This is a genomic window from Nocardia sp. CWNU-33, from assembly GCF_046764895.1.
Lineage (GTDB): Bacteria > Actinomycetota > Actinomycetes > Mycobacteriales > Mycobacteriaceae > Nocardia.
Window position 1 is genome coordinate 103,574 of sequence record NZ_JBKOQN010000015.1, and the last position, 24,975, is coordinate 128,548.

General features: G+C 65.9%; 21 protein-coding genes and 2 pseudogenes. 7 read left to right on the forward strand and 16 right to left on the reverse strand.

Features of this window, described 5'->3' with window-relative positions; genetic code table 11:
• Positions 1–372 precede the first annotated feature (372 nt).
• A complete protein-coding gene (locus ACLMAL_RS21395) occupies positions 373–1,284 on the forward strand; it encodes an alpha/beta fold hydrolase (protein ID WP_412000695.1) in 912 nt (303 codons plus the stop codon).
• A 312-nt stretch (positions 1,285–1,596) separates the two neighbouring features.
• Here ACLMAL_RS21395 and ACLMAL_RS21400 read toward each other — a convergent pair whose 3' ends face one another.
• From ACLMAL_RS21400 to ACLMAL_RS21415, 4 genes are all read right to left on the reverse strand, one after another.
• On the reverse strand, positions 1,597–1,923 hold the full coding sequence (locus tag ACLMAL_RS21400; protein WP_328401661.1) for a DUF1918 domain-containing protein: 327 nt from the start codon (positions 1,921–1,923) through the stop codon (positions 1,597–1,599).
• 407 nt (positions 1,924–2,330) lie between these two features.
• A complete protein-coding gene (locus ACLMAL_RS21405; RefSeq protein WP_412000696.1) occupies positions 2,331–2,471 on the reverse strand; it encodes a hypothetical protein in 141 nt (46 codons plus the stop codon).
• A gap of 75 nt (positions 2,472–2,546) precedes the next feature.
• A complete protein-coding gene (locus ACLMAL_RS21410) occupies positions 2,547–3,437 on the reverse strand; it encodes a universal stress protein (protein ID WP_412000697.1) in 891 nt (296 codons plus the stop codon).
• 324 nt (positions 3,438–3,761) lie between these two features.
• Positions 3,762–4,733: an Acg family FMN-binding oxidoreductase gene (locus ACLMAL_RS21415; protein ID WP_412000698.1), complete on the reverse strand. Its 972-nt coding sequence runs from the start codon at positions 4,731–4,733 to the stop codon at positions 3,762–3,764.
• Positions 4,734–4,758: 25 nt separating this feature from the next.
• Here ACLMAL_RS21415 and ACLMAL_RS21420 point away from each other — a divergent pair, with 25 nt between their 5' ends.
• Positions 4,759–5,109 (forward strand): hypothetical protein, encoded by a 351-nt coding sequence (locus ACLMAL_RS21420; RefSeq protein WP_412000699.1) that lies wholly within the window; start codon positions 4,759–4,761, stop codon positions 5,107–5,109.
• A 13-nt stretch (positions 5,110–5,122) separates the two neighbouring features.
• On the opposite strand, the gene ACLMAL_RS21425 is transcribed toward ACLMAL_RS21420, so the two are convergent.
• Positions 5,123–5,335, reverse strand: coding sequence for a hypothetical protein (locus ACLMAL_RS21425; protein WP_412000700.1), 213 nt, complete (start codon positions 5,333–5,335; stop codon positions 5,123–5,125).
• A 372-nt stretch (positions 5,336–5,707) separates the two neighbouring features.
• On the opposite strand from ACLMAL_RS21425, the gene ACLMAL_RS21430 reads away from it, so the two are divergent.
• A complete protein-coding gene (locus ACLMAL_RS21430; RefSeq protein WP_412000701.1) occupies positions 5,708–6,163 on the forward strand; it encodes a CBS domain-containing protein in 456 nt (151 codons plus the stop codon).
• Between the two features lie 682 nt (positions 6,164–6,845).
• Here ACLMAL_RS21430 and ACLMAL_RS21435 read toward each other — a convergent pair.
• The 7 genes and pseudogenes from ACLMAL_RS21435 to ACLMAL_RS21465 all read right to left on the reverse strand — a co-directional run bounded on the left by ACLMAL_RS21435 (position 6,846) and on the right by ACLMAL_RS21465 (position 15,067).
• Positions 6,846–7,754 (reverse strand): DUF5995 family protein, encoded by a 909-nt coding sequence (locus ACLMAL_RS21435; RefSeq protein WP_412000703.1) that lies wholly within the window; start codon positions 7,752–7,754, stop codon positions 6,846–6,848.
• A gap of 213 nt (positions 7,755–7,967) precedes the next feature.
• Positions 7,968–8,272: pseudogene (locus tag ACLMAL_RS21440) on the reverse strand (SDR family NAD(P)-dependent oxidoreductase); the annotation flags it as partial.
• A complete protein-coding gene (locus ACLMAL_RS21445) occupies positions 8,200–9,414 on the reverse strand; it encodes an NADH:flavin oxidoreductase (RefSeq protein ID WP_412000704.1) in 1,215 nt (404 codons plus the stop codon). The gene ACLMAL_RS21445 and the pseudogene ACLMAL_RS21440, both read right to left, overlap by 73 nt.
• The gene (locus tag ACLMAL_RS21450) at positions 9,411–9,989 is read right to left on the reverse strand and encodes a TetR family transcriptional regulator (RefSeq protein ID WP_412000705.1); all 579 of its coding nucleotides are present in this window, start codon (positions 9,987–9,989) and stop codon (positions 9,411–9,413) included. The genes ACLMAL_RS21445 and ACLMAL_RS21450 overlap by 4 nt, the downstream gene beginning before the upstream one ends.
• 337 nt (positions 9,990–10,326) lie before the next feature.
• Positions 10,327–12,321, reverse strand: coding sequence for a prolyl oligopeptidase family serine peptidase (locus tag ACLMAL_RS21455; protein ID WP_412000706.1), 1,995 nt, complete (start codon positions 12,319–12,321; stop codon positions 10,327–10,329).
• 686 nt (positions 12,322–13,007) lie between these two features.
• The gene (locus tag ACLMAL_RS21460; protein ID WP_412000707.1) at positions 13,008–14,399 is read right to left on the reverse strand and encodes an ATP-binding protein; all 1,392 of its coding nucleotides are present in this window, start codon (positions 14,397–14,399) and stop codon (positions 13,008–13,010) included.
• Positions 14,396–15,067 (reverse strand): response regulator transcription factor, encoded by a 672-nt coding sequence (locus tag ACLMAL_RS21465; protein WP_412000708.1) that lies wholly within the window; start codon positions 15,065–15,067, stop codon positions 14,396–14,398. Before ACLMAL_RS21465 ends, ACLMAL_RS21460 begins: the two co-directional genes overlap by 4 nt.
• 76 nt (positions 15,068–15,143) lie before the next feature.
• Here ACLMAL_RS21465 and ACLMAL_RS21470 point away from each other — a divergent pair, with 76 nt between their 5' ends.
• Together ACLMAL_RS21470 and ACLMAL_RS21475 are read left to right on the forward strand one after the other, a co-directional pair.
• Positions 15,144–17,126, forward strand: coding sequence for a glycoside hydrolase (locus tag ACLMAL_RS21470; protein WP_412000709.1), 1,983 nt, complete (start codon positions 15,144–15,146; stop codon positions 17,124–17,126).
• 4 nt (positions 17,127–17,130) lie between these two features.
• The gene (locus tag ACLMAL_RS21475) at positions 17,131–18,084 is read left to right on the forward strand and encodes an endonuclease/exonuclease/phosphatase family protein (protein ID WP_412000710.1); all 954 of its coding nucleotides are present in this window, start codon (positions 17,131–17,133) and stop codon (positions 18,082–18,084) included.
• Between the two features lie 577 nt (positions 18,085–18,661).
• Here the strand turns inward: ACLMAL_RS21475 and ACLMAL_RS21480 are convergent.
• The 3 genes from ACLMAL_RS21480 to ACLMAL_RS21490 form a co-directional block, all read right to left on the reverse strand.
• On the reverse strand, positions 18,662–19,717 hold the full coding sequence (locus tag ACLMAL_RS21480; protein ID WP_412000711.1) for a DUF4185 domain-containing protein: 1,056 nt from the start codon (positions 19,715–19,717) through the stop codon (positions 18,662–18,664).
• 930 nt (positions 19,718–20,647) lie between these two features.
• Positions 20,648–21,850: a lipid-transfer protein gene (locus ACLMAL_RS21485; protein WP_412000712.1), complete on the reverse strand. Its 1,203-nt coding sequence runs from the start codon at positions 21,848–21,850 to the stop codon at positions 20,648–20,650.
• A complete protein-coding gene (locus ACLMAL_RS21490) occupies positions 21,843–22,265 on the reverse strand; it encodes a Zn-ribbon domain-containing OB-fold protein (RefSeq protein ID WP_412000743.1) in 423 nt (140 codons plus the stop codon). Before ACLMAL_RS21490 ends, ACLMAL_RS21485 begins: the two co-directional genes overlap by 8 nt.
• Before the next feature lie 156 nt (positions 22,266–22,421).
• Between ACLMAL_RS21490 and ACLMAL_RS21495 the strand changes: the two genes are divergently transcribed.
• A complete protein-coding gene (locus ACLMAL_RS21495) occupies positions 22,422–23,213 on the forward strand; it encodes a GTP-binding protein (RefSeq protein ID WP_412000713.1) in 792 nt (263 codons plus the stop codon).
• A gap of 300 nt (positions 23,214–23,513) precedes the next feature.
• Positions 23,514–23,864 (forward strand): annotated as a pseudogene (locus ACLMAL_RS21500) (ATP-binding protein); the annotation flags it as partial.
• Between the two features lie 49 nt (positions 23,865–23,913).
• Here ACLMAL_RS21500 and ACLMAL_RS21505 read toward each other — a convergent pair.
• Positions 23,914–24,945 (reverse strand): hypothetical protein, encoded by a 1,032-nt coding sequence (locus tag ACLMAL_RS21505; protein ID WP_412000714.1) that lies wholly within the window; start codon positions 24,943–24,945, stop codon positions 23,914–23,916.
• Between the last annotated feature and the right edge of the window lie 30 nt (positions 24,946–24,975).

A 24,975-nucleotide genomic window follows, 5' to 3' on the forward strand; every position in this document is an offset into this window, starting at 1 on the left:
CCAGGTCGGACGGCGCCGAAAGTCCCGAGATCGAGAGACCGGCGACCCGGACATGCCGGACGTTGCGCCCTTCCGACTAGATAGCGCTATCGGCGATTCTCGATATAGACCAGCTCGCTTTCTCTGGTGGCCGGAAATGCGGAACCGTCCGTGGCTCTGCGCTGACAGCGACACAGTCGAGACGACGTCAGGAGTTCGGATGCCGCAGTGGCGAGACTTTCTCCAGCGCTTGCGCCGCCTGCCGGAATTTCCGGCGCGGCGGCCGCGAATGTGTCTGCTGGTCGAATCGCCGACGCCGCAGCCGAACTGGCGCCGCTGCTCGAGGTCCGGGGACCCTCTTTACCCTGGTGCGATCGCGATGGGATGGCAGCCATGAATGCGAACCGGTCACCACAACTCCGCTCTCCTCGACTGCGGTGGCGCTCGACCGTGGTCGAGCGCCGAACCGCCCGCTACGCGGTCGGCGGGCTCGGCCCTCGCGTGCTCTTCCTGCACGGCTGGGGACTCGGCGGACAAGCCTATGCCCGCCCGCTCGAACAGCTCATCCGCAGGGGAATGCGCGTGTACACCCCCGCGCTTCCCGGGTTCGGCGGCACCGCCAGCCTGCCTGCCGAGCACCGAACCCTCGCTGGATACGCCCGGTGGGTCGGCCACTTCGCCGACGCGATCGGCCTACCCCGACCGGTGACCATGGTCGGGCACTCCTTCGGCGGCGGCGTCGCGATCAAAACCGCCCACGACCTACCCGACCTCGCCGAGCGGCTCGTACTGGTGAACTCCATCGGCGGCTCGGCGTGGACCGACGGCCGAGGCGTGGTCCGCGCACTGCGCGAACGCCCGGTGTGGGACTGGGGCCTGCACCTGCAGGCCGACCTGCTCCCCGGTCGCCAACTGACCCGGGTCCTGCCGGTGATTTTGCGCGATGCCGTGCCGAACATGCTGCGCAACCCGACCGCGGTGTGGGAAGTCGCCCACCTCGCCCGAACCGCCAATCTGGCTCCCGAACTCGCTGCGCTTGCCGGACGCCGGCTCCCCGTCTTCGTAGTGTGGAGCAAGCGGGACACGGTCATCCCCGAATCCACCTCGATGTCACTGCAGACAGCCCTCAGTGACCCACGCACCATCACCGTGCCCGGCGGGCACACCTGGCTCATGGACGACCCCCACGCCTTCGGCGAAGTCATCACCAACGTGATCCGCGAACCAGTTATCGACCCCGACGCCATCGCCGCTCGGGAAGATGTCGAGCCCCAACCTCGACGTGTGCGTCCGTGGGGAGCTTGACGGTTTCGCGACGGCGGCATCGGCGTGTCGCCGGCGGCTGCCAATATGCGGATGCCAGGCCTGGTCGGCGGGCGTGAAAATCCCTGTGTTTCGCTCGGCAGCCGTCAGGTGCTAGGGCGCGCCGGTCGCGCGGCGAGGCACACCGATGTCGAATCCGGCGGACATCGTCGGGGTACTGGGCTGCGAAGCATGGTGAGCCACTCACCGAGGCCCGGTTCGCGGAGCGTGCCACTGCGCGGCAGTCGATCAGATCACTGTGCGCCGGAAGAGGTTTCGATGGACCAGCGTCCCGCCGCGGACTGATCCGGGAGTTCAGCCTCCGGCGGACTCGCTGCAGCGCTGGCTCGGCCGGTAGTGCTTCGAGGAGAAGTGGGCCGCCGCGATGTCTTCCTGCGCGCGCAGCTGCTCGCTGGTGACCACGTGTGCGTCCGGACCAGGGTAGGTGAGTACCCGGTGTTCCGTGTCGGTCCAGTGCACCAGGTAGGGGGGTGCCCCGTCCCTCCCGTGCACCTCTTCGATGAGACCGTGCCGGACTGTGCTGCCGACACTGCGGCCCTCGACGATCAGCCAGTCCCCTGTCTTTGCTTGCATGACGCCGACCTCCTTGTTTCTGGTCGAATCCATCGTTGCGACGGGCATCGAATCAACGGTAGGGCCGTTGGTCGCTGCGTCGAGGTGTTTTGGTCGTCGCGAGGCTCTGCGCTGCCAGAATCAGCCGATGACGGTCGAACCCACGATCGCGCGAAGGAAGGAACTAATAATCACGGCCCGAAACATGATGCACTCCGGCGTGGAAACCATCACCGAGAGCGACTCCCTAGCGGGGACCCCACGCTGTCGCCGACAAGGACGAGATGGCGTGCGACGTGAACCACGCTCCCAGTACTGGCGTATCCCGGTTTGCCGCGCTCGCCCGTACCGTCGACGGTGTGCACCGCGCCGACGTGGTGGACGACGCTGCGGTGACGCCCGGTGGCTGAACGACGGCGCCTTCACGATGGCGCGCGACCTGCGCTGGTGGCTGCCTGATGTCGCATACAAGGTAATCATGGATCGACTGCGTCGAGGACCCAAACCGGCGCTGTGACCGGAATCGCCACCGTCGCTGGTCGTCCCCGCAGCCCGGCGTGCGGCGCGGCCCGGTCGGCGCCACGCGATTGCAGGCCCAGCGCGATGTCCTCTACCACGTCCGGATCATCTGTCGCCGGCGCCCGCGCCGAGTATCGCGGGCGGGAGCGAAGTCCGGCCTTGTCGAGCGTGATTCAGCGCTGACGTACCACGATGATCGGGCACTGCACCGAGTGCAACAGCGCGTTGCTCGTGGAGCCGAGCAGCATCCCGGCGAATCCGCCGCGCCCGTGACTGCCCACGACCACCAGCTGCGCACGCTCCGACTCGTCGAGCAGGCAGCGAACGGGCCTGTCACGCAAAAGAACCCGTGTCATGGACACATCCGGGTAGCGCTCCGCAAAGCCGGCGAGGCTTTCGGCCAATACCGCGTCCTCGGACTCGCGGATGGCATCCCAGCCGGAGACGGCAACATCGAGTCCGCTCGTCTGGTCACTCCACGCGTGCAGGGCCGTCAGCGAAACCTTGCGCCGCGAGGCCTCGTCGAAGGCGAGTTCGAGGGCAGGCATGCTGTTCGCGGTGCCGTCGACCCCGACCAGCACCGGTTTGACCGACGACAGCACATCGGTCGCCGACGTCGAATGCACCACGGCGACAGGACACTGCGAGTGCCGGGCGACGGCCGTGCTCACCGAGCCGAGGAGCCCGCGCCGGATCGCACCCCGCCCACGGCTGCCGACGACGACCATCCGGGCTCGGCGCGATCGGTCGATCAGGTACGGGATGATCGGATCGAAGATCAGCTTGGTTTTGATGTCCAGTGCCTCGCCGCAGGCTGCCCGAGCAACCCGTGTCGCCTCGGTCAGGACGCGCTCTGCGTCTTCGCGCAGCCATTCCGTATCGGCATCGGTCAGCACCACCCCAGGACCGTATTCCTTCGGGATGGATACCGAGGTGACGATCAGCAGTTGGCAGCGGTGCAGCCCGGCATCCACCGCTGCCCACACCGCCGCGTGACCTGCGGTCGCCGAACCGTCGACGGCGACCACGATCGGCTCCGACGGTGGCGCAATGCGCTCGGCCACGGTGTCCTCCTCGCTGAATCGGGATGTCATCGGAACCCATTTCCAATCGAACGATTGATCTGTCGCCATTCCCTGTCCCGACCGGTGTGACAACTGGTGCTCAGCTGTCGGCCCTGCACCAGACCAGCGCCGGCGCACCGCCCCAGATTCCGACCAGCAGTGCCAGACCTGCACAGGTCCTGTCGACCGCGGCAGCACCAGAACGCAGTCGGGGGTACTGCCGTCTTACCGTCACCGCAGCGCGCACCGTGTTCGATTCGATGTTTCGAGCATCCGGTGCGACGCGAACCGACAGCAGAGACCAAGGCCATCCCCTAGCCGGAATCACAGTGGCTGAACGACATCATCCAGCGGGCGCCGCGGCGTCGCCGGAACCTGGTCTGCGCTTGTTGCCGCCCAACCCATGCGGACAATGACCTGGGGGTACCCGAAGTCGGCCAGGATCTCGCTGCGGATGCCGGCCCGGATATCGGGCAGCTCGAGCGGTTCGGTCAGAGGGCATGTCGCCAGCCCCCGCGTCGTCGCGGTCAACAGGACGGCACTGGTGGCCTCACCGGCGCGCAGCCGGGATAGCCGATCGTCGGAGCTGGTGCACAGCAACAACATCCGGGCCGTGTCGTCGATGTCGTGGATCACGGCCTCCGGCAGCGTGGGACTCGCGAACACACGCGTCGTCGGATCGTCGGCGACCACCGCGTTGCGAGCCGGAACACCCTCCGCCGCGGCATGGCGTCCGCTCCAGCGTGCAAGCTCGGCACCATAGGACGAGTCGGCGGCGTGTTCCAGTGCAGCCCGTTCGAAGAATCGCAGTAGAGTCGCGCGGTCTCGAGCGGAGTCGACGTCACGGACGACCACACCTGTCGCGGCGCTGGCCGCTACGACGGCATCGACATAGGTCGACGGGACCTCCCAGGAGGTGAACCGGCGCCGGTCCGTGTGACGCTGCCCGATGGCCCGCGCCAGTCGTTCCGCCTCGGGGGTCGGGGTCGCCGGATGGAATTCGACGGCCGCCAGATGCTGCGGATCGGTCGGATTCGGCAGCCGGTGCACTTCGGTTTCCCAGCCCAGTCCGAGCGCGGCTACCTGCAGATGATGTAGTGCCGCGCCACAGCTCAGCAGCAGATCGCGGCCATCGGGGTCGGCGTGCGGCAGTTGCCGGGTGTCATCGGCATACAGATGCACGGTGGTGTCACCGACCCGCCACCGCCACGGCTGGGTGTTGTGCACCGATGGTGCACGTACGGCCAGCGCCAGCGCCGCCCGCATAGTGTCCTGGTCGGGGTACGAGTGCGACATCGCTCTCTTCTTTCACATTTGTTCGGTGCCAACAGGATTCGTCGATCACGTCGAGCCGGCGGAACATCGTCTTTGCGCCGAGCGATTCGGCCGGCGCGGCTTCGTCGTGTTCGAGCAGATCGGCGATGACGACACCGATGTGATCCTTCGCCAGCGTGGTGACCACAGCTGCGCCGATCCCCGTGCGCCGACAGTGGCGATCGCGCTTCTACACAGAAACCCGGTCACGATTGCTCCCTTTGGCTCGCGGCTCGCTGGTCTGTGTTCAGCATTGCTCGATCGTTCAGCGACGGTGACGGCCGAAGGTCACCGGATCACGGGCCATCGGACAGTGATCGAGGCCGGGACTGCGGCGTCCTTGTTCTCCACCGCCTGAGGGACCTACGACCCTATTCGTGCCTTCGCCCCGTTAGCAGAGTCGACGATCGCCCAGCTGTGCTCAGTGCCAGATCCACATAGAACGATTCCGAACCCGCTACCGGCGCCAAGGGCAGCTGCGTCTGCGCGCTGACGGCGCGAATGTCCGATCGACTGCCGTGGTCATCGATCGCCGCCCGCACCCGTTGGGTCACGATCACCGCCGCAGCCACAGATCGACTCACCCGCCTCATGATCCCGTCTCGGGGTCCGCCATGCATCTCGGTCCAGCCCTGTCACATCGTCATCGTCATCGTCGGCAGGATCCCCCACTGGCGCAAAAGCATCATCATTACGTGCAACATCCGGCCCGGCTCGCATTGCATCATCGTCGAATCTCCTCGCTGAGGTTCGACGTTTTCTTCGCGAGACCGTGCCGAACCGACCGCCTCGACCAGGGCCCAATGTCGTCATCTCAACGACCGAAGTCGCGGTGTCCCTGCGGCCCTGTCAACGGAGAAGAATCCTGCTCTGGGAGGACCTTCGCCTCTGGGCGCACGGTGCGACTCGACGAATGATGATCGTGCCAGCGAATGACCACGACATGGAGATTTATCATGACCACAGCGCAGACCATCATGCATCCTGATGTGGCATGCATCGGGGTACGGGACACCATGGACACCGCAGCGCGGCGCATGCGCCAACTGGACGTCGGCGCGCTGCCGATCTGCGACGGCGAAGGCCACCCGGTCGGTATCGTGACCGACCGCGACATCATCATCAAGGTCGTCGGTATCGGAGAGAATCCGAAGTCGACGACCGCGGGCGAATTGGCCCAAGGAGATGACCATTTGCACACCGTGGATGTCGGCGCCGATATCGACGACGCCCTGGCCCTCATGGAACAGCATCAGATCCGGCGACTCCCCGTGACTGAACACGGCAAGCTCGTCGGCATCATCACCGAGGCCGACCTGGCGCGGCGGCTGCCCGAACAGACCATCGGCGAATTCGTCGAAGCGGTGTGCGCCCAGCACCTGCCGATGTCCGCACGCGAAGCTCCGCACTAGTAGGCGCCGGTCCGAACATTCCGTGCAGCCTGTGCCGCGACCTGCTGTCAACAGCGTGCACACCGCCATGGCTGGCCGAGAACCGCAGCCACCTGGCGGACCTGGACGGATTCGCGCGGACGCCAGGGCGGCCTGTGATCGGGCCTAACACCACACGGCAATCCGACCGTTCAACGGGCTGCCATCCGGCGATCGCACCTCGCGCCCGGCCGGAGTGTCCTGTCATAGCCACAGACCGCCTCATTCGGATCAGCCAGATCGATGAGTAGCGGCTTTCCGACGAGAGTGGCCACGATGGCGATTCCGGCCCGGAGAGGTGTAAGCGAGACGACAGACAACGTGTGGCAAGCAAGATTACGACGTCGGAATTCACCGATCCAGCCAAGCGCAGGAGAATGATTCAAGGCGCCACTAGCGGGCCGGCCTGCTAACGAGGTCGACCTGGATCGCCGATGTGTTTCTGTTCTCCCCTGTTGAGGCCGATCACGACGTTGTGCGCCGTCGATCGGAGCGTGAACTCGCAGGCGTCGACGAGCCGGGTCGGATAGGTATAGATGGTGAGCTCCCGGAATCCGTAGTGCCGCACGGCTGAGCGGACCAAATTATGGACCGGACTCATTCTCCGAGGGGTGGGCACTTGGGTTGGCGAGCCGGGTCCGCAACAAGATGCGCCACACCAGGGTCATAGACCGCGAAGCTGCACGAGGACATCGAAGGCGACTTCGGCGGTGTCGGTCAGCAGATGGATTTCCGTGGTCGTCGGATCGTGCAGCGCCGAATCCCGCAATGCCAGACCGTTACCGAAAATCACCACATTGGCCCCGAGGTCCGCCAGCCGTAGCAGCGGGCCGGTCGCCACGCCGCGACCCAACAGCAGGTCCATGCCTTCGCCGACGAAGTAGAACCGCCACAGCGGACCGAGGTCACCGTGGTAGACCTGCTCGGTGCGGTCCACGATCACCTGTCCCGCGGTGGCGATGGCGTCGACGATCTTGAAGTAGTCGCGGGCGTTTTGCGGGGCACTGCATACCGCAGCCACCGAATACGCCAGATCGACGGCGAGGTGGGCGTTGTAGCCCGCCATGGCAAGTCGCGCCGCGGAGACATCGCAGCGTTGCGCCATCTCGAAGTAATTTGCCCACTGCGGTTCGACGACCCCGCCACCGAAGGCCGCATGCACGTTGTCGAGATAACGGCTCAGCAGTTCGAGGCTGATCGCATGTGCGTAGTCCCGGTCGAGAAACGCGCTCGGATCGCGCTGCAGCGGCATAACCGCGGACTCCTCTACTGCATCAAGCCCTAGCGAGAACACGCCACGCCGATCACCGTGCGCAACCAGGATCCGGGTGATCTCACGATGGCGCCACACTGCGTTCTCCAACCGCTGTAGAGAATCTCCGGCCAACGTTGCGATATCGGACGACCGGACGATGGTGTCCAGTTCAGCCGAGGAAAGCGCTGTTCCACAGGCTGCCGCCTCGACCGCGACCGGGCGCGCGGGATGCGCGACCGCCGTGGGGGCCGATCCGATGGTCGCCGCGGCGAAGGCCGAGCTGATAAGTCCGAGGACACTCATACGATCAAGAGACATGAGCCGCAGCTTAAGTGCCACCGTGACGGCGGACGGGCAACGCCATTACTGGTCGGCAACCACCGGTCGACTCACATGTGTCCGACCGGGTGGCGACCCGTCGCGGACGGCGACGAAAGTGCGGCCCGCCGTCCGGATGACCATGAGAAATTCCTACGTCCCCGCCCCGACGACGTCGGCGCACTACTTGCATGCGGATACGATGACTACCCGAACGATTCCGGCATTGTTGACCAGGACGGTCAGCCCGCCGAATTCTTCGACGACTGTTCGCACGGCGTGGTCCCAGTTGTCCTGGTCGGTGACATCGAGATGGACGAACCGTGCCGCCGTGCCCAATTCGGCCGCCGGCGCGCAACCTTCTGGCCCCGTGCTCGACCACGGGCTCCTACATGCGCCGCGCCGGTACCTCGTGCTCCGCCACTGACAAGGGCGACCTTGCCCGCTACTCGCTCGCCCGCACCTCCAGCTGTGCGGAGGACGACTCGACGACGGGTTTGTTCAGCCGGTAGAGGCATCTGGTTCCGGTGTAGATGGTGGGCATGCATTCATTGCAGTGGATGCATGCGGATCGGGTGGTGGCGTCGGATTGAATGCGCCGCAACAGGTTCGGTTCGCGCAGCAGGGCCCGGCCCATGGCGACGAAGTCGAATCCCTCGGCCATGGCGCGATTCATGGTGTCGAGATTCGTGATGCCGCCCAACAGGATCAACGGCATGGACAGTTCGCGGCGGAACTGGCGGGCCCGCTCCAGGAGGTACGCCTCCTGATACGGATACTCCTTCAAGAAGGAGCGACCCGCCAGGCGGAAACCCCAACGTGCCGGGGGTGGAAGAACTTTTGCGAACTCGCGGCGGGGCGCGTCGCCGTGGAACAGCAGCATCGGGTTCAACAGCGAACTGCCCGCGGTCAGTTCCAGCGCGTCCAGGGCTCCGTCGTCCTGCAACCAGGACGCCGCCCGGAGCGAATCCGGCACGGTGAGTCCGCCGCGCACACCGTCTTCCATATTCAGTTTGGCAGTCACCGCGAGCCGGTCCCCCACCGCATCCCGGACTGCACAAGCTATCTCGCGCGCCAGACGTGCCCGGTTCTCAGCGGAACCGCCGTAGCGGTCGGTGCGCCGGTTGAGCAGTGGGCTCAGGAACGAACTCGTCAAATAGTTGTGGCCGAAGTGGATTTCGACCGCGTCGAATCCGGACTTTTCGGCCAATCGTGCGGCATTCGCGTGCGCGGCGATCAGTTCGCGGATCTCGCTCTCGCCGGGCACCTTCATCGGGCCCATACCGAGCGGGCTGAACATGCGACTCGGCGCGAGGGCGGGCAATCGGTTGGAGGCCGCGTTGGCCACCGGGCCCGCATGCCCGATCTGCGCACTGGCCGCCGCGCCTTCGGCGTGCACGGCGTCGGTAAGCTTGCGCAGACCAGGCACGGCCTCCGGGCGCATCCAGATCTGGTGCCGGTCGGTGCGGCCGCCCGGCGCGACGGCGCAGTAGGCGACCGTGGTCATCCCGACCCCGCCGGCGGCCACCTCACGGTGGAAGGCGATCAGCTCGTCGGTCACCAATGCCTCGGGGGTGCAGCCCTCGAAGGTTGCGGCTTTGATCACTTTGTTGCGCAATGTGACAGGCCCCAATTGAGCCGGTGTGAATACCTCTGTCATTTCTGCTCTCCCGACGGTGCGGTCAATCCGGCCACCACGAAGTCACGCAGCGCGGCCACCGCCGCCTCCGACATTTCCCGCCCCTCGGTTCCCGCGCCCCCGAACCGCATAATGATCAGGTCGAAGGCCAGCGCCCAGCGGCGACGACTCTCCTGCTCCCCCACCTCCGGCAACAGCCCGACCCAGGCATCCATCCGGAACCAAGGCTGCCGCCATAACCTCGTATGCCGCCCGAGCACGAACTGCGCCAGCAGACGTAAATGCAAGCGCCCCAACGGATCATCGGCCAGTGCGACGAAGGGTTCGAGCACCGCGTCCACCACCTCCGCCACCGAGACGCGCGCGGCCGTCACTGCCGACAGTCGCTCGGCCCACAGCGGCCCGAGGCGGTCCTCGAGCAGCGACGCGACGAGTTCATCCTTCGAGCCGAAGTGGTAATGCACCGCGGCCGGATTCGCTCCTGCCTCCGCGCAGATCGCACGCACCGACACCTCGTCGTAGCGCTCGGTCAGCAACAACCGCTCGGCGGCGGCCAGCAGGCGAGCACGCGTGCCCACCGAAACCTTCTGTGCCATGCGCCCAGCGAATCACGTCTCAATCATTATTTCAATCATTGATTGAACCACCGCGCGAAGGTAGCCTTGCCCGATGCGCACAGGTCCGGCAGCGGCCCTTAGGTGGCCGGCGACCTAGACAGGTTCTCAACTCGTCGATCGACTCTAACCCGCCAGTCAGCAGCATCATTAGAGCTGAACTGAAAGACTTAGGGAACTGTGTTCGTGTCCGCACTGCCAGCGCTTTATCCGGACTACGGTTCACGGCCACTCGAAGTGGGTGGGAGGTAGAGGACCGCAGTACCGTTGCAGACTCGTTTTCTCTGGCCTTTCGAACTGGCTTCGACTGGTGTCGCAATCATCGGTGCTCCCGCCCTTGGTCGTTCGGGAGGTTCTCGACGGTGACCGGCTCGATCCTTTCGGCAGCCGGCAATTCGAATCCGAACACCTGTCCATAGAAACTCAATTCGGAGTCCAATGCCCTGCGGATGTTCTCCGCCCGCCGAAACCCGTGCTGCTCCCCCGCGAAGAGGATATAGGCGACCGGGATCTGCCGCTCCCGCAGCGCGTCGACGATCATCTGTGACTGATTGGGCGGCACCACGGCATCCTCGCTGCCCTGCAAAACGATCAGGGGACTGCGGAACCGGTCGACGTGGTGGATCGGCGACCGCTCACGGTAGAGGTCCCGCTCGGACGGGTATTCCCCGATCAGGCCGTCCAGATAACGGCTCTCGAATTTGTGGGTCTCGGCGGCGAGGGCCTCGAGATCGGCGACTCCGTAATGGTCGGCGCCCGCGGAGAAAGGTGTGTCCGCTCGGGCCAGCGCGGCGAGCGTCGTGTAGCCGCCGGCCGAGCCACCGCGGATGGCGAGTTGGCGCGGATCGACGCGGCCGTTGTCTGCGAGCCATCGGGCAGCTGCGATGCAGTCGGCCACGTCCACCACACCCCAGGCGTCGCGCAGCAGTTCGCGGTAGGCGCGGCCGTAGCCGGTGGAGCCGCCGTAATTGACGTCCACGACGGCGAATCCGCGGCTGGTCCAGTACTGGGTACTCGGTGAGAGCACGGGCAGCGCGTGCGAGGTCGGACCGCCGTGGATCATGACCAGCAGCGGCGGCAGTTTCCCGTCGGGACCGCGGTATCGGGTGCTCGCGGGCGGGTAGAACAGCGCGTGTGCGGCGCGTGGCGCACCGGCGCGATCCATCGAAGGGAACGAGATCGGCTCGGGTACAGAGACATCGGTAGATTCGAGACCGAGATCGCGTGGAGCGCGCAGGGTTTCGAGTTCGAGGGTTGAGTCGACGAATTCGATACGATAGATACCGAGTTCGGCGGTGGGTGTGCCCGCTGCCACGACCACGGCGTTCTCGTCCGCTCGCTCGACCGCGACGATCGCGGAGAAGGGCAGCTCCAGATCGGTCACCGACCCGTCCGGGCGACGCACAGCAAGTCCGTCGTAGCCATCGCGCCAACGGGCGAACACGATGCCGTGGTCGCCGAGCACTGCGTAGCGCGCCGAGCCCAACTGCCATGCGGGTACGCCGATTTCGGCGTCCACCTCGATGACGGCCTCGATGTCGCCGCCCGGTGTCCACCGGTAGAGGTTCCACCACCCGTTGCGGTCGGACAGGAACAGCAGAGAGCCGTCTTCCTGCCAGCGCGGCTCCTGCACCGACTCGCCCGGGCCGCCCGCGACAACGGTGTCCGTACCAGTCGCCAGATCACGCACCCGCAGAACAGTGTTGTCCCACGGCATCGACGGGTGATCCCACGTGACCACGGCGAGCAGGGCCCCGTCCGGGCTCAGTCGCGGTGCGACGACAAAATCCGGGCCGCTGACCAGGACTTCCGGCTGCGAAGGTCGATCGGCGGACAGCCGCACGATCTCGTTGCGCACATCGATCGCGCCGCGTCCGCCGACCGGATGGCTCTCCCGGATCGCCACGACGGTGGCACCGTCCGGACCGAATGCGCCGTCGCCGTAACGGTCACCGCGCGGCACGGCGGGCTCCGGGGTCAGCACGACCGGCACACCGCCCCGCTCGATCCGGTACAGCCGCTGATCGGCCCAGTTGACGAAATAGAGCACCCCGTCGCGCACCCACCACGCGGCGCCGCCGTATTCGTGGACCGCCGTGCGGGCGTCCATCCCCTCCGGCAGCAGGTCGGTGCGCGCTCCGTCGGGGGCGCGGCGCACGATCTGGGTCCGGCCTCCTTCGGCGGGGCGGCCCTCTGACCAGTACACCTCGGTCCCATCCACCCGCACCTCGCCGAGGCGCACCGCGGCGCTGACGACACTCTCGGAGGTAATGGAGGTCGGCCAGGACCCGAAGGGCAACTCGGTGATCGTCACCCGGACAGGTTAGTCGCCGTCGACGGCACATTCGGGTGAGCCCGAGGCCCCGGCACGCTGGCGGAGCATCCCTGAGCGGTTCAGCAGCGCCCTGATATCCATTGCTACGAAGGCGGAATCCAACGACACTCTGCCCATACAAAGGCCCGTGCGGTAGCACGACAGCCCAGAAACAGGTCATCCGCCGCGTCCAACGCCACCTGGCCTCCAAACGTGTCAGTCATCCAGCGTCTGGTGGCTGCGAGCACTCCAGCGTGCGAGGGTCAACAGCACGGGCACTGGTTGGTCCGGTTTGCGAACTGCCAAAAGCTGCAACAGGATTTGCACCGCTAGCGTGCTCTTTCCTGCACCGGGTTCACCGAGGATCGCCAGTCGGCGTCGCTCGAGTGCGAGGAAATGTGTTGTGAGGCCACAATCTGGTCGCTTCGCTCGTCAAAGAACCGTCCGCGCGCAGAGAAATGATGGCGGTGGTCTGAAATATTGCGTTCGGTGAGCAACCACCGCACCGGCAATGGCTCGGGGTCATAGCGACCCCAAATCTTCGCCTCTGCATGCCACCGCTTACCCACAGCTTCGGCCAGACGCTCCACAGCGTAGGCACGCTGCTTTGCTCGAGGCACCGCGGCTGGGGGTGGCCGGCGCATCCAGACGAACGTCGATGCGCCAGACCTGGCGAGCTGCCGAGATCAGCTGGTGCGGATGGCAGGAAGGTTCAGTTCGAGGATTGCTCCGCCGTCCGGCGCCGACCCGGCGGTGACGGTGGCTCCGTGCAGGTCGGCGACCTGTGCCACGATGGCCAATCCGAGTCCGTGGCCGGTTCGGTTACCTGTGGTGCCGGCCCGGTAGAAGCGGTCGAAGATGCGCGGCAGGTCTTCGGCGGCGATTCCGGGGCCGTGGTCGCGCACTGTCAAACGGTGATCGCGTAGGCCGATGTGGACTGTTCCGTGTGGCGGGCTGAATTTGGCGGCGTTGTCGAGGAGATTGGTGACGGCTCTGCTGAGGCGGGTGGGTGCGCCGTGGATCGTTGTCGGTTCCAGGGCCTCAGCGAAGATGATTGTGGGCCAATGCCTTCGGGCGGTCTTGACGCAGTCCGCGACGAGGGTGTCCAGCCGGAGATCCTCGAAGGGTTCGTGCATGGCATTCGGGTCGTCGGCGCGGGCGAGGTCGATGAGGTCGGTGACGAGTCCGGAGAGTTCTTCGGCTTGGACGCGCAGTGCGTCGCCGGTGTCGGCGAGTTGCTGTGGGGTGAGGCGCTCGGCGCGGCGCAACAGGTCGATATCGGTGCGTAGCGCGGTGAGCGGGGTGCGCAGTTCGTGCGAGGCGTCGGCGACCAGACGGCGCTGAGCCGCACGGGAATTGCGCTCCGCGGTCAGCGCTTGGTCGAGTTCGTCGAGCATGGTGTTGAAACTGCGGGCCAGACTGGCGAGTTCATCGGAGCCGATCACGTCGATGCGTTGGCGAGGGTCGCGGGTGGTGGCGACCCGTTCGGCGGCCCGCGTCAGCGCCGTGACCGGAGCCAGCGCGTTTCGCGCCAAGAGCAACCCGACGCCGATCGCGAGCACGGTGCCTGCCGCGGCCGCGGCGAGGAGTGCCAGGCCGACGCGGCGCAGGCCGGTGTCGACGGGGTCGGACCGCTGCGCGACCTGCACGGCGCTGCCGGGTTGCAACTGGGCGGTGTACATACGCAGCGGGTATCCGTCGAGGGTGATGTCGGTGTAGTAGGCCTGCCGCGATCCGGCTGCCACCGCGCGGGTTTCGGTGTCGACCGGCAGCGAGTCTTCGGGGTCGTGCTCGGATGCGATGCGACCGTCGGCGGCGACCACCTGAACACAGCTCGGTGCGGCCAGATATCGGCACGGTCCGGACATCGCGGCGATATCCGGCTCGGCGGCGAACTGCCGGGTGATCCGGGTGGTCTCACGGCGCAGTCCGAGATCGAGGGCACCGTTCATTTCGTGGCTGACCACGGCGTAGGCGGCCAAGCCCATGCCGGTGAGCGCCAGCGTCATCGCGAGAACAAAGAGGACAGCGATGCGTCCGCGCAGCGACCGTGTCAGCCGATCGACACGCAGCCTCATGGCGGTCCGAGCCGGTAGCCCACACCTCGGATGGTGTGGATGAGCCGTGGCTGCGCATCGACCTCCAGCTTGCGCCGCAGATAGCGGATGTAGACCTCGAGCGAGTTCGACGATTGGCCGAGCTCGTGCCCCCATACCCGTTCGATCAGTGTCTCGCGGGGCAGGGCCTGGCCGCTGTTGCGTAGGAACACCTCGAGCAGCGCGAACTCGGTCCGGGTGAGCTCGACCACCCGTTCGCCGCGCCGGACCTGATGCGCGGTGGTGTCCATGACGAGGTCCGCGCAGGACAGTACGGCTCCGTCGTCCGGATAGGTGCGGCGCACCAGTGCCCGCACCCTGGCCAGCAGTTCGTCCAAGTCGAAGGGTTTGACCAGGTAATCGTCGGCGCCTGCGTCGAGGCCCGCGATGCGATCGGCCACCGCGTCGCGTGCGGTGAGCATCAGGATCGGGGTGCGATCACCGCGCGCCCGGAGTTGCTTGCACGCGGTCACACCGTCCATGAAGGGCATCAGGACATCCAGCAGCACCACCTCGGGATGCCACCGCTGTATCTCGGTGAGCGCGGTGGCACCGTCGCGGACGGCGCGGGTCTCATAACCCTCGCTGTCCATCGCGCGCACGAGTGCGTCACGTACTGCGGCTTCGTCGTCGACCACCAAGACGCGCATGGTCACCTATGGTACGGAGCCGCCGCGGCAGATCTTTCTCACCGGATTCTCATCCGGCATCGGAAACGTGCTGGATATGAGATTGCGAAGCCTCGATCGAATCGACCGATCCACCGCGGCGGCGACAGCAACGGTCCTGTGCCTGACCGTTGCCCTGTGCCTGGCCGCGGCGCTGAGCACCACAGCATGCGCCCGCCCAACGACTGCCGAACCACCGCGGGTGCGTGGGAGCCACGTTGTCATCCCGGTCAACGGCGGCCGCGCCGATGTGGACACCACCACGCTTGCGGTTACCGCCGAGGGGGTCGGGATCGATCTGTCCGCCCCGGCCCTGAGCGAGCTCGGCCCGGTCGGCGCGATCCGGGTAGACGGTGACGTCGCCACCTGGACCTACCCCGACCAGGCGCTCACCGCCTCGGCCGCCGCCGAGCACGGCCGACTCCGGGTCACACTGCGCAGCAATCGTGACGGACGCCTCGTCTGGCCGGTGACCGGCGCTGACCCGGCCGCGGTGTCGCTGCAGCTGCCGCGCGGCGAGGGCCTTTCGCTGCCCGTCGCGGACCCGTTCTGGAATTCCCCCGCTGCCACCCTCGTCGACAGCGCGCTCGATATGACGTCCGGGCTGACCATGCCGTTCTGGGGTTATCGCATCGGGGATCGCGGCGTCGGCTACATCGTGCCCACCGACATCGGCACCGCATTGACCGTGACCTCCACCGAAGGCAGATTGCAGACCCGAGCCGCGCACGAATTCGATGCCCGCGCGGCAACCCGCGAATACACGGTGACCTTCGCATTGACCGATGCCGACCCGATCGCCGCCGCGAAGGACTACCGCAACTGGCTGATGGAGCACGACCAATTCCGGTCGCTCTCCGACAAAATCCAGCAGAACCCGTCGATTGCGCGGCTGCTCGGAGCCCTCCACACCTATGTGTTCGGCGACGGTAAGTCACCGGAGGCGATGCGGCAGCTGCACGACCTCGGCGTGAGCCGCATGTGGATCGGCTACGACGCCGACGACAACCCCATGTCAGCAGCGGCGATCGATGCCGCTGAACAGGCCGGATACCTTGCGGGACCGTATGATTCCTACGCCAACGCCCAAGATCCGGCCACTGCCGACAACCCCTCGTCCCGCTGGCCGGACCAGGTGTGGCCGGACGGTTGCGTAGTGACAGCGGACGGGACGCCGCAGACCGGATTCGGCGACCGCGGCTGCTATCTGAGTTCGCAGGCACTGGCACAGGATTCGACGCTGCTCGATGGCAGGTACGCCGCCATGACCGGCAATGGCGCAAACACCTACTTCCTCGACGTCGATGCCGCGGGCGAGTTCTTCGACGACTACAGCCCGGACCATCCGATGAACCAGCGGCGGGATCGCGAAAACCGGCTCGCCCGAATGCGCCTGCTGGCACAGGACCGGCAGCAGGTGCTCGGGTCCGAGGCCGCGGGCGCTTGGGCCGCACCGGATCTCGCGTTCAACCATGGCGCGCAGACTCCGGTGACCGACCTCCTGTGGCCGCTGGAACGCAATAGGGAGGTCTGGGGCGGCTACGCGCCCGCGGGTGCGCCGAAGGTCTTCTTCAAACCGGTCGATCTGCCCGCTGAGGTGGCCGAGGCCATGTTCGATCCCGCCTACCGGATTCCCCTGTACGAGACGGTGTTGCATGATTCGATCGTCAACGCCGACCGCTGGGAGCTGTCGTACTACAAGCTGCCTCAGCAGCGGACGATGCGTGCGTTGACCGCGATGCTGAACAATACGCCGCTGAACTTTGTGCTCGACCGCGCGACGCTCGCCGATCACGGCACCGAAATCGCCCGTCTGCAGCAGTTTTTCGCACCGTTGCACGAAAGGGCCGCCACTCTGCCGATAATGAGTTTCCAATGGCTGGCCGACGACCATTCGGTGCAGCGCAGCGTCTTCGGCGACAACGCGCTCACCGTGACAGCCAATTTCGGCTCGCAGACCTATGGCGAGTTGCCCGCAGGGTGTGTGGACGCCACGCTGGCCGGTGACACCACCCCGCGCCGACTATGCCCGGGGCAGTGAACGAATGACACTCCGGATGCACCGGATCACCCCGAGCCAGCGTCGTCGCGATCTCGTGTGTATCGGTGGCGCAGCGGTTCTCACTGTTGCGCTGATCGGACATGAGCGGGTACCCGATGTGTTCGGCATCGGGATCGTGCTGGACAGCGCGTTGCCCTGGCTCGGTGTGGGCATTCCGGTGCTCACACTGACGGCCGCGCTGTGTCGGTCCAAGGTGGGCGCACTGACGGTTCTGGTGCCGCTGATCGCTTGGACGTACCTGTTCGGGTCGTGGTGGGCGACCGGAACCGGCTCGGCCACGGTTCCGTATCCGACACAGGTGAAGGTCGTCACGCAGAACCTCTACGCGGGCAACCAGCAACCGGCCGCCACCGCACGGGCATTGTCGGCGCTCGATGCCGATCTCATCGGTCTACAGGAGTTCTCGGCAGGAAACGCGGATGCCGTGAGCTCGATCCTGGCCGATGATCACCGGTATTACGTGGTGGAAGGAACTGTCGCGCTCTGGAGCCGGTATCCGATCTCGAGGACCACCTCCGTCGATGTCGGTGTCGGTTGGCGCCGCGGCCTGCGCGCCCACGTCGAAACTCCGCACGGAGGTCTGATCGTCTACGTCCTGCACCTGCCGTCTTTTCGGCTCGGTGATACAGCGCAGCGCGATCACGGATTGAGGACTCTGTCACGGAGTTTGGCCTCCGATACGGCCGAGCGGGTCGTTGTGCTCGGAGACTTCAACACCACCGACACCGACCGCCGCTGGCAGGGATTCGCGCCCGGCTACCACGACACCCAGCGATCCGTCGGTTCCGGTCCCGGATTCACCTGGCCGGCAAGGTTTCCCGTCGTCCGGCCCGACCACGTACTCATCCGCGGTATCCGGGCAACCTCGTCGAAGGTGGACCGGACGCCCGGCACCGACCACCACGCCGTGGCGGTCACCCTCGATCTCGAGCTGTGACCGAGTCATAGTCGTTGGACCACTTTCGCCCCGCATTGTCCGAGCCCGCGCTTCTGCCGCATTCTCCAAGGATTTTCGTCAAGGTGCCGACGCGGGTTGTCAGTGCATTGTGTAAGAAATACCTTGTGTAGAAAGCGGAGTCGCAGCGCCACCTCGACGCGGTGAACATAGCCTCGACACTGGATGGCCTCGACCCACCGCGGCGTCCCCGACTCCCGGCAGGTTGGCCTGATCAACGAAGCGGGAGCTGACGGCCGCCGGGTGCTCGGTCGAACTCGTCCCCCAGAACGCTAGCCGCACGGGTGGCCGAGTCGGGCGGTGCTCTGATTCGGGATGCGACGATCGGTCATTCGTCCTTCCCACCCGATTGCCGGGTACGTGTGACCCTGATTCCCCGCGTGCGTAGTTCGATGGAACTGCCACGGGTCGGCAACCTTCCTTGCCGCACTCACCGGACCGGCCGGGTATGGCTGCAGTCATTGACCATCAGCACCCTCGCCCACGCGCTGACGCCGTACCTTCCCCAACCCGACGGCGCCTGATCGATGCCGTGTATCCGAGCTTGATGTCGGCGCGGCTACGGGGTGATGCCGTCGAATTGCATGACCCAGTAGGGGTTGTTCGTGGTGGTGTTCCATTGCGAGACATACAGGGTCACGTCGGTGGGTGAGGTGGATCGGGGGTGGATGTAGCCGCCGTAGAGTTGCGGGAAGGAGCGGACCCAGAACTGCCACCACGGTACGGCGCCGTGGATCTGTTGTCTCGGATTGGTCCATACCTGGTCGATTGCCGCTGCGGTGCGGGTGGAGATGCAGTAGCCGTTGACGTCGAAGTAGGACATGACCCAGGTACCCGCAATGTTTTTCACACTCAGCTCCCCGATGGGTCCCATCCCCGCGAACAACGGGGTGGGGGTCGGGTTGCCCCACTGCCAGGCCGAGCCGTTGTAGCCCCAGTACTGGTAGTCGGCGCGGGTGGCGATCTGTTGCCATGGCACGCGCATCAGGATCGGCCCGTCCTGGTTGTGGGCGCGCCCCCATTCCTTGGAGACGATGTACAGGTAGCCGTCGCTGTTGTTGTTGCCGATGCCCGCGAAGGACTGCATCATGAACGGGCTCCAGCCGTCGTAGCCGTCGCTGCCGTCGTTGCGCCACACCGCTGTGTAATCCGTCCAGGTGGTGCCGTCGTCGTCGGAGTAGGCGAGCCCGCAGAACAGCGCCCCGTACTGGTCGTCGGAGGCGTTCCAGTTGTGGATGCTGGTGTAGGTCAACCAGGTGCGCCCGTTCGGGTCGACGAAGGCGTCGTTGGGGATGCGGGTGACCTCGATCCCGTAGCCGTTGTCGGCGTTGTGGGTGTAGGTGAGGACCTGTTTCGCCTGCGCCCCGCCGGAGGCGCCAGTGAAAGTGGTGGTGGTGTCCGGGATGTTGGAGCTGAATAGCAGGATCGGCGAGCCGAGCCAGGTGCCGGAGCCTTGGCTGTTGCCGGTGAACGTGTCGCCGAACACGAATCCGGACCGGCCTGGTCCGAAGTGGCTGCGGTCGTAAGGTATGCCGAGGTCGGCGCCACCTACCCCGAACTGCTGCGCGGTACTGGCGCTGTACCCGTTGATCGCCGTGCCCCAATGTCTCGACATCGCCGAGGTCCTCCCTGCTCATGCATTCGTTCGTTACTGGTGTCCCTGGGCAAGCGAACGTTGTCACCCGGGCCGACGGCCGGCGTCACCGGCGGCGCGCCGGACGGAACTGGTGCCGCAGAATCGACCACGGCTGGTTAGCTTTCGGCCCCTGTGGATTCGGTCTATGTGGATTCAGCGAGGACGAATCGGGCCCATGCCCCGGCTCGACTGGAGTTGTCGGTCGTCGACCGATACTGGGAAGTCGGACACGTCGGCGAAAAGGGAATCAACCATGACTACCCTCCGAGAAGGACTACCGGACCCTTGGGGAGGACCGGAATTGCGGTGGTAGCTACCGATTTTCCGGTGCCGCGGCCGCGACGTCAGGAGTAGTGCACTACTGTGACCGCGTCGTAATCGGCGATGCCGCAACAAAGCCCCATCGCCGCCCGGCGGGCTAACGGCCGCTGGTGCCCGCCACGACGGCGTGGATCCTCAGTTGTGTGGTGGTCGCCTGCGCGAGACCACATGCTGTCTCGGCGCGTTCGAGGCAGAGCGATACGGTGTTGTCGGGCAGGTAGATTCGCAGCCCGGAGACCGACACCGGTTTGACATTGCTCGGGCGGAATGTTGTGCACGTTTGATCGCGTACGCCAGCGCCGACGCCTGCCCAGCGGGCGCCAACTGAACCGGGCCCGACGAGGCACCGTCCCGCGCGGCGGGCGCGCCGACCGGTGCGCTGTCCCGGCCGGTAGCGTTACTGGCCAAGCTTCGCCGAGAGAAGCCGGCGCCGGAGAGTGACCTGCGGGTCACACTCCACCCCATCGACCTCGGCGGCGGCCTCGAGGGCTCCGTAATGGCGGGTCAGTAGTGCTTCATCGCGGTCGATACACGAAAACCCGGACATGGCCCGGGTTTTCGGAGAGTGGACCTGGGTCGCCCCCGGGTTCAGCGGGTGGCGATGATTGCCGAGCCGTGACCGAAGAGGCCTTGATTCACCGCAATACCTGCGCGGGCGTTGTCCACTTGGCGGCCCTCGGCCTGGCCGCGCAACTGCCACGTGAGCTCGCAGACCTGGGCGATTGCCTGCGCGGGTATGGCCTCACCGAAACAGGCCAGACCACCACTGGGGTTCACCGGCACACGTCCGCCCAATGTCGTTGCGCCGCTGCGCAATAGTTCCTCCGCGCCGCCTGTCTCGCAGAGCCCTATGTCCTCGTACCAGTCCAACTCCAGCGCGGTGGAGAGGTCATAAACTTCCGCGAAGGACAGGTCGGCGGCCCCGAGCCCGGCCTCTTCGTACGCGGCGTACGCGACGGCGGAACGGAACGCGCGCGACGGAGCCTCGACGGCCACGGCGGAGTCCGTCGCGAAATCCGGCAGATCGAGCACGGTTTTCGGGAACGTCGGCGTGACCGTCGACAGCGCCCGGATGCGGACCGGATCAGTGACGCCGTGGCGACTCGCGTACTCCATCGACGTCAACACCAATGCGGCACCACCGTCACTGGTCGCGCAGATGTCCAGCAGCCGCAACGGGTCCGAGACGACCGCCGAGGCGGCAACCTCCTCGACCGAAACCTCCTTGCGATAGCGGGCATACGGGTTGTTCAGGCCGTGCTTGGCGTTCTTCACCTTGACCGCGGCGAAATCGTCTAGCGTGGCGCCGTGCAGCGCCATCCGCCGACGCGCATAGAGCGCGAAATAGATGGGATTGGTAGCGCCGAGCAGGTGGAAACGCAACCAGTCCGGATCGTCGCGGCGTTCACCGCCGACCGGCTGGAAGAAGCCCTTCGGGGTGGCATCCGCGCCGACCACCAGCGCCACGTCACACAACCCGGCCAGAATCTGGGCGCGCGCGTTGGCGATGGCCTGGGCACCAGAGGCGCAGGCGGCGTAGCTGCTCGAGATCCGCGCACCCGACCAGCCCAGCGCCTGGGCGAACGTCGCGCCCGAGACGAAACCGGGGTATCCGTTGCGGATCGTGTCCGCGCCGGCGATATAGCCGACGTCGCGGTGCTCCACTCCGGCATCGGCCAGCGCCGCACGCGCCGCGACCAGCCCGTATTCGACGAAATTGCGCCCCCACTTACCCCACTGATGCATGCCCGCACCGAGGACGGCGACATCGCGATCATTCGTATCAGTCATTGACCGGCCTCCACATCCACACCGTGTGCTCCGCGTCCTCGTCCTCGTACAGCACGCCGAGGGTCAGTTCGACCGGCATGCCGACGGCCAGGTCGTCCACTGTGATGCCGCGCACGACCTGCCCGAGAATCACCATCTGCTCGACCTCGAGCTCCACCGCCGCAACGACATACGGCTCGAACGGATCCGGCGAGACATAGGGCGGGGGCGGCTTGTACCGGGCGTCCGCATACGACCAGATCCGACCACGTGTGGAAAACAGGTACTCGACGAGCTCGGAGCCGTCTTTCGGACCTGCGCACTGCGGGTTCCGACAGGCCAACGTGTTCCGCGGGAAATACGGTGTGCCGCAGGCAGTACAACCACTTCCCTTCAGACGCACGGTGCCGTCGTCCGCAGTGAACCAGTCAGCCACGGCGGGGCGTTGTTCTTTCTGCACAAACCCGACGGTATAGGAACACGTTCTACTTTGGGGCGGAAATCTGCTCCACCGGTGCGCGGGCGGAGGTACGGTGAGACCGGATTGAGGATGCGATGACATCCTCGAGTCGATCTGGAGTACCACAACGCGATGGGCACCAAAGCCATTGAACCGCAGTCGATCCGCAACGTCACGATCATCGGGGACCCCGATGAGACAACACGAGTTGTCCACGGCCTGTTCCGCCGTTTCGCCAAGACCGGGTCCGGCACGGCGGCCACGGTCCACTGGGTGACGGGCCACATCGATCACACGATTCGTATCGCCGAGCTATCGAGCCACGCGCCCATCGCGGCCCTGGAGCGGTCCATCCGGGTAGCCGATGGGGTAATCGCGGTCGTGAACGCTGCCAAGAAGAGCGCCCCGCGACTCGAGACGATACTGCGGGTTGCCGACGACCACCAGGTCGCACGGCTGTGTCTGGTGACCGGACTCGATCATCCCGCCGCCGACTTCGACCGCTGCGTCCGCACGATCGCCGACACGCACGGGGCGGTGCCGTTGACGCTGCAGATTCCTCACGGCCTCGGCACCGAGTTCGAAGGTGTCATCGATCTGGTCCCGATGTGGGCGCTCGAACCGATGGCCGTCGAATTCTACGGGAGCCATTGGAAAGTCGCCGAGCAGTGGTATCGCAACCTCGTGGACACGGTGATGGAACAGGACGCCGCAGATTCGGACGACATCCTCGGCCTGCGAGAGATCCCACCCGAACAGTTGCGTGACCGCGTCCGCTGCCTCACGCGAATCGGCGACGCTGCGCCCGTCCTGTGCGATGCGGCGCCGAGGAGTGACGACATCGCCCCGCTCCTGGACGCCATCGTCCGGTATCTGCCGTCTCCCATGCATGTCTGCCAACCCGAACACGCCCTCGACTATTGACGGACGCTGCCTGCAATCCGACAGGGAATGGACGGTACGCAGGCAACGGGACTGCCCCGAGTTCGGTGGGCCCGAGTACACCTGTGCGCCGGAACCGCTGGCGATCACGCAGCCAGGGGTCGACCTACACGGCGATCAGGTTCGCAAATCGATTGGCCGACAACGGTATTGCGCAATCGATGGGGTCTGTCGGCGATGCCGAGGCCGACGCTGGTGAGCGAGCCGATCGGCCGACGACACACATGGGCGAAGAGAACCGGCAGCTGAAGAAGAGGGTCGCCGAACTCGTATGGCGATGCCGGGCCCGGAAAAACGTTGTCGGTCAACGCATCTCCGCGCGAGCTGGCCCCGGATCCGGTGTGCCGGGTACAGTTCCGGGCCCGGCCCACTCCGCGCGATATCCGCCATACCCTCTTCGGGGCGCTCGCGATCGGCGGTGCCCCGCCGCCGCGGCCCATCGAGTTCGACCAGATACTCGAGGGTGTGCTGGCCGAACGGTTCCGAGTGCTGGTCTGCGATGAGGCGCGGTGGACATCGCCCGAGTGCTTCGAGCACTGGCGGCACCTGTGGGACGACCGGCGTGGTCGTCTGCGACAAGCGACCAGGCCACTCACTCGCACCTGCAAGGCAGTCGGCTCGGCTGTGCAGTAGCGGCGGATAGAGGCGGGACATGTCGGCCTCGCATCCATCGCCCTTTCTGCTACTGCATAATCGTCCGCGGTAGATGGGACGGCATGCTGATACAGCTGTAGAACTGCAGGGTGTAGCCGCGTCCGATGGTCACCATGGTGGGTTCACAGGTGCTTCGGTACGGATGCTCGGCTGGTTCCTCCATGCCTTCCCCGACCGGACGCCAGCTGTAAGTGGCTCCGTCCCATTCGCTGCTGCCCACGGTGAGCAGTGCCTCCACCGGCCCGCCGCACACGCCACACTGCAGTTCGTCGGATTCCGCAGGATCGCGGAAGGTGAAGTGCGCCGGCCATCCACCCAACTTCCAGCCAGGTGCCACGGACAGGTTGTCGCAGTAGTTCACCAACCGCCCTTCGGACCAGGTCTGGTCGGACCAGGTCAGCAGGCGCTCCATCAGTTCCTCGTCAAGGAGGTGGTTCGGAGGGAACTCCCTCACCTGCTCGGGCCGCAACAGGCACGGATCCGGCACATGGTCACTGTTTTCGACGTATGCAGGCTCAGGCGGAGTGATCAGGACTTCCCGAACGTCCGAAGACAGGCGCCATCTCAGCTGTACGGCATCTGAGCACCCCTCGATCTCGTCGGACGGTGACCACAGCACCTGCAGAAGGTCGGTCCCCTCCGGGAACGAAAATCCCGGCACGTCGCGTGCGTAGAGCTGGGCGAGCGGAATCAGCGGGAGCGGCCCCGGCGGTAGCAGTTCCTGCATATGTCCCGCGCTTATCCGGTCGACGACTTCCCGCTCAGCCTCGGTCAGCGCGTTCTCCCCAGGCACCCGGGGGCGCAACCACATCTGCGTAAGAACTGTCCGCAGAGTGCGAATGTCGGAAAGCGTGGTCAGCGGCCGGTGTGGCCGGTACCTCGACTCGTACTCCGGCCAGGGCTCATCCGCCGGCCACAGCAGCGGCCCGCCCACCGAACTGTCGTGGACGGTGGGTGCACCCGGGTAGGGGTGCAGACGGGTGACCGTCCTCGCCAGGGCCGCAAGCTCGGGAAACTCCACGGCCATATCCAACGAGCGCGACGGTGTCGTCGGCGTCATGATCTTTCCTTTCCAAGGCTGGTGCCGTAT

Bases quoted from the DNA above. Each gene is read 5' to 3' on its own strand.
- ACLMAL_RS21395 (WP_412000695.1), top strand. From the start codon at position 373: ATGAATGCGAACCGGTCACCACAACTCCGCTCTCCTCGACTGCGGTGG.
- ACLMAL_RS21400 (WP_328401661.1), bottom strand. From the start codon at position 1,923: ATGCCCGTCGCAACGATGGATTCGACCAGAAACAAGGAGGTCGGCGTC.
- ACLMAL_RS21415 (WP_412000698.1), bottom strand. From the start codon at position 4,733: ATGTCGCACTCGTACCCCGACCAGGACACTATGCGGGCGGCGCTGGCG.
- ACLMAL_RS21430 (WP_412000701.1), top strand. From the start codon at position 5,708: ATGACCACAGCGCAGACCATCATGCATCCTGATGTGGCATGCATCGGG.
- ACLMAL_RS21435 (WP_412000703.1), bottom strand. From the start codon at position 7,754: ATGTCTCTTGATCGTATGAGTGTCCTCGGACTTATCAGCTCGGCCTTC.
- ACLMAL_RS21445 (WP_412000704.1), bottom strand. From the start codon at position 9,414: ATGACAGAGGTATTCACACCGGCTCAATTGGGGCCTGTCACATTGCGC.
- ACLMAL_RS21450 (WP_412000705.1), bottom strand. From the start codon at position 9,989: ATGGCACAGAAGGTTTCGGTGGGCACGCGTGCTCGCCTGCTGGCCGCC.
- ACLMAL_RS21460 (WP_412000707.1), bottom strand. From the start codon at position 14,399: ATGAGGCTGCGTGTCGATCGGCTGACACGGTCGCTGCGCGGACGCATC.
- ACLMAL_RS21465 (WP_412000708.1), bottom strand. From the start codon at position 15,067: ATGCGCGTCTTGGTGGTCGACGACGAAGCCGCAGTACGTGACGCACTC.
- ACLMAL_RS21470 (WP_412000709.1), top strand. From the start codon at position 15,144: ATGAGATTGCGAAGCCTCGATCGAATCGACCGATCCACCGCGGCGGCG.
- ACLMAL_RS21475 (WP_412000710.1), top strand. From the start codon at position 17,131: ATGACACTCCGGATGCACCGGATCACCCCGAGCCAGCGTCGTCGCGAT.
- ACLMAL_RS21480 (WP_412000711.1), bottom strand. From the start codon at position 19,717: ATGTCGAGACATTGGGGCACGGCGATCAACGGGTACAGCGCCAGTACC.
- ACLMAL_RS21485 (WP_412000712.1), bottom strand. From the start codon at position 21,850: ATGACTGATACGAATGATCGCGATGTCGCCGTCCTCGGTGCGGGCATG.
- ACLMAL_RS21495 (WP_412000713.1), top strand. From the start codon at position 22,422: ATGGGCACCAAAGCCATTGAACCGCAGTCGATCCGCAACGTCACGATC.
- ACLMAL_RS21505 (WP_412000714.1), bottom strand. From the start codon at position 24,945: ATGACGCCGACGACACCGTCGCGCTCGTTGGATATGGCCGTGGAGTTT.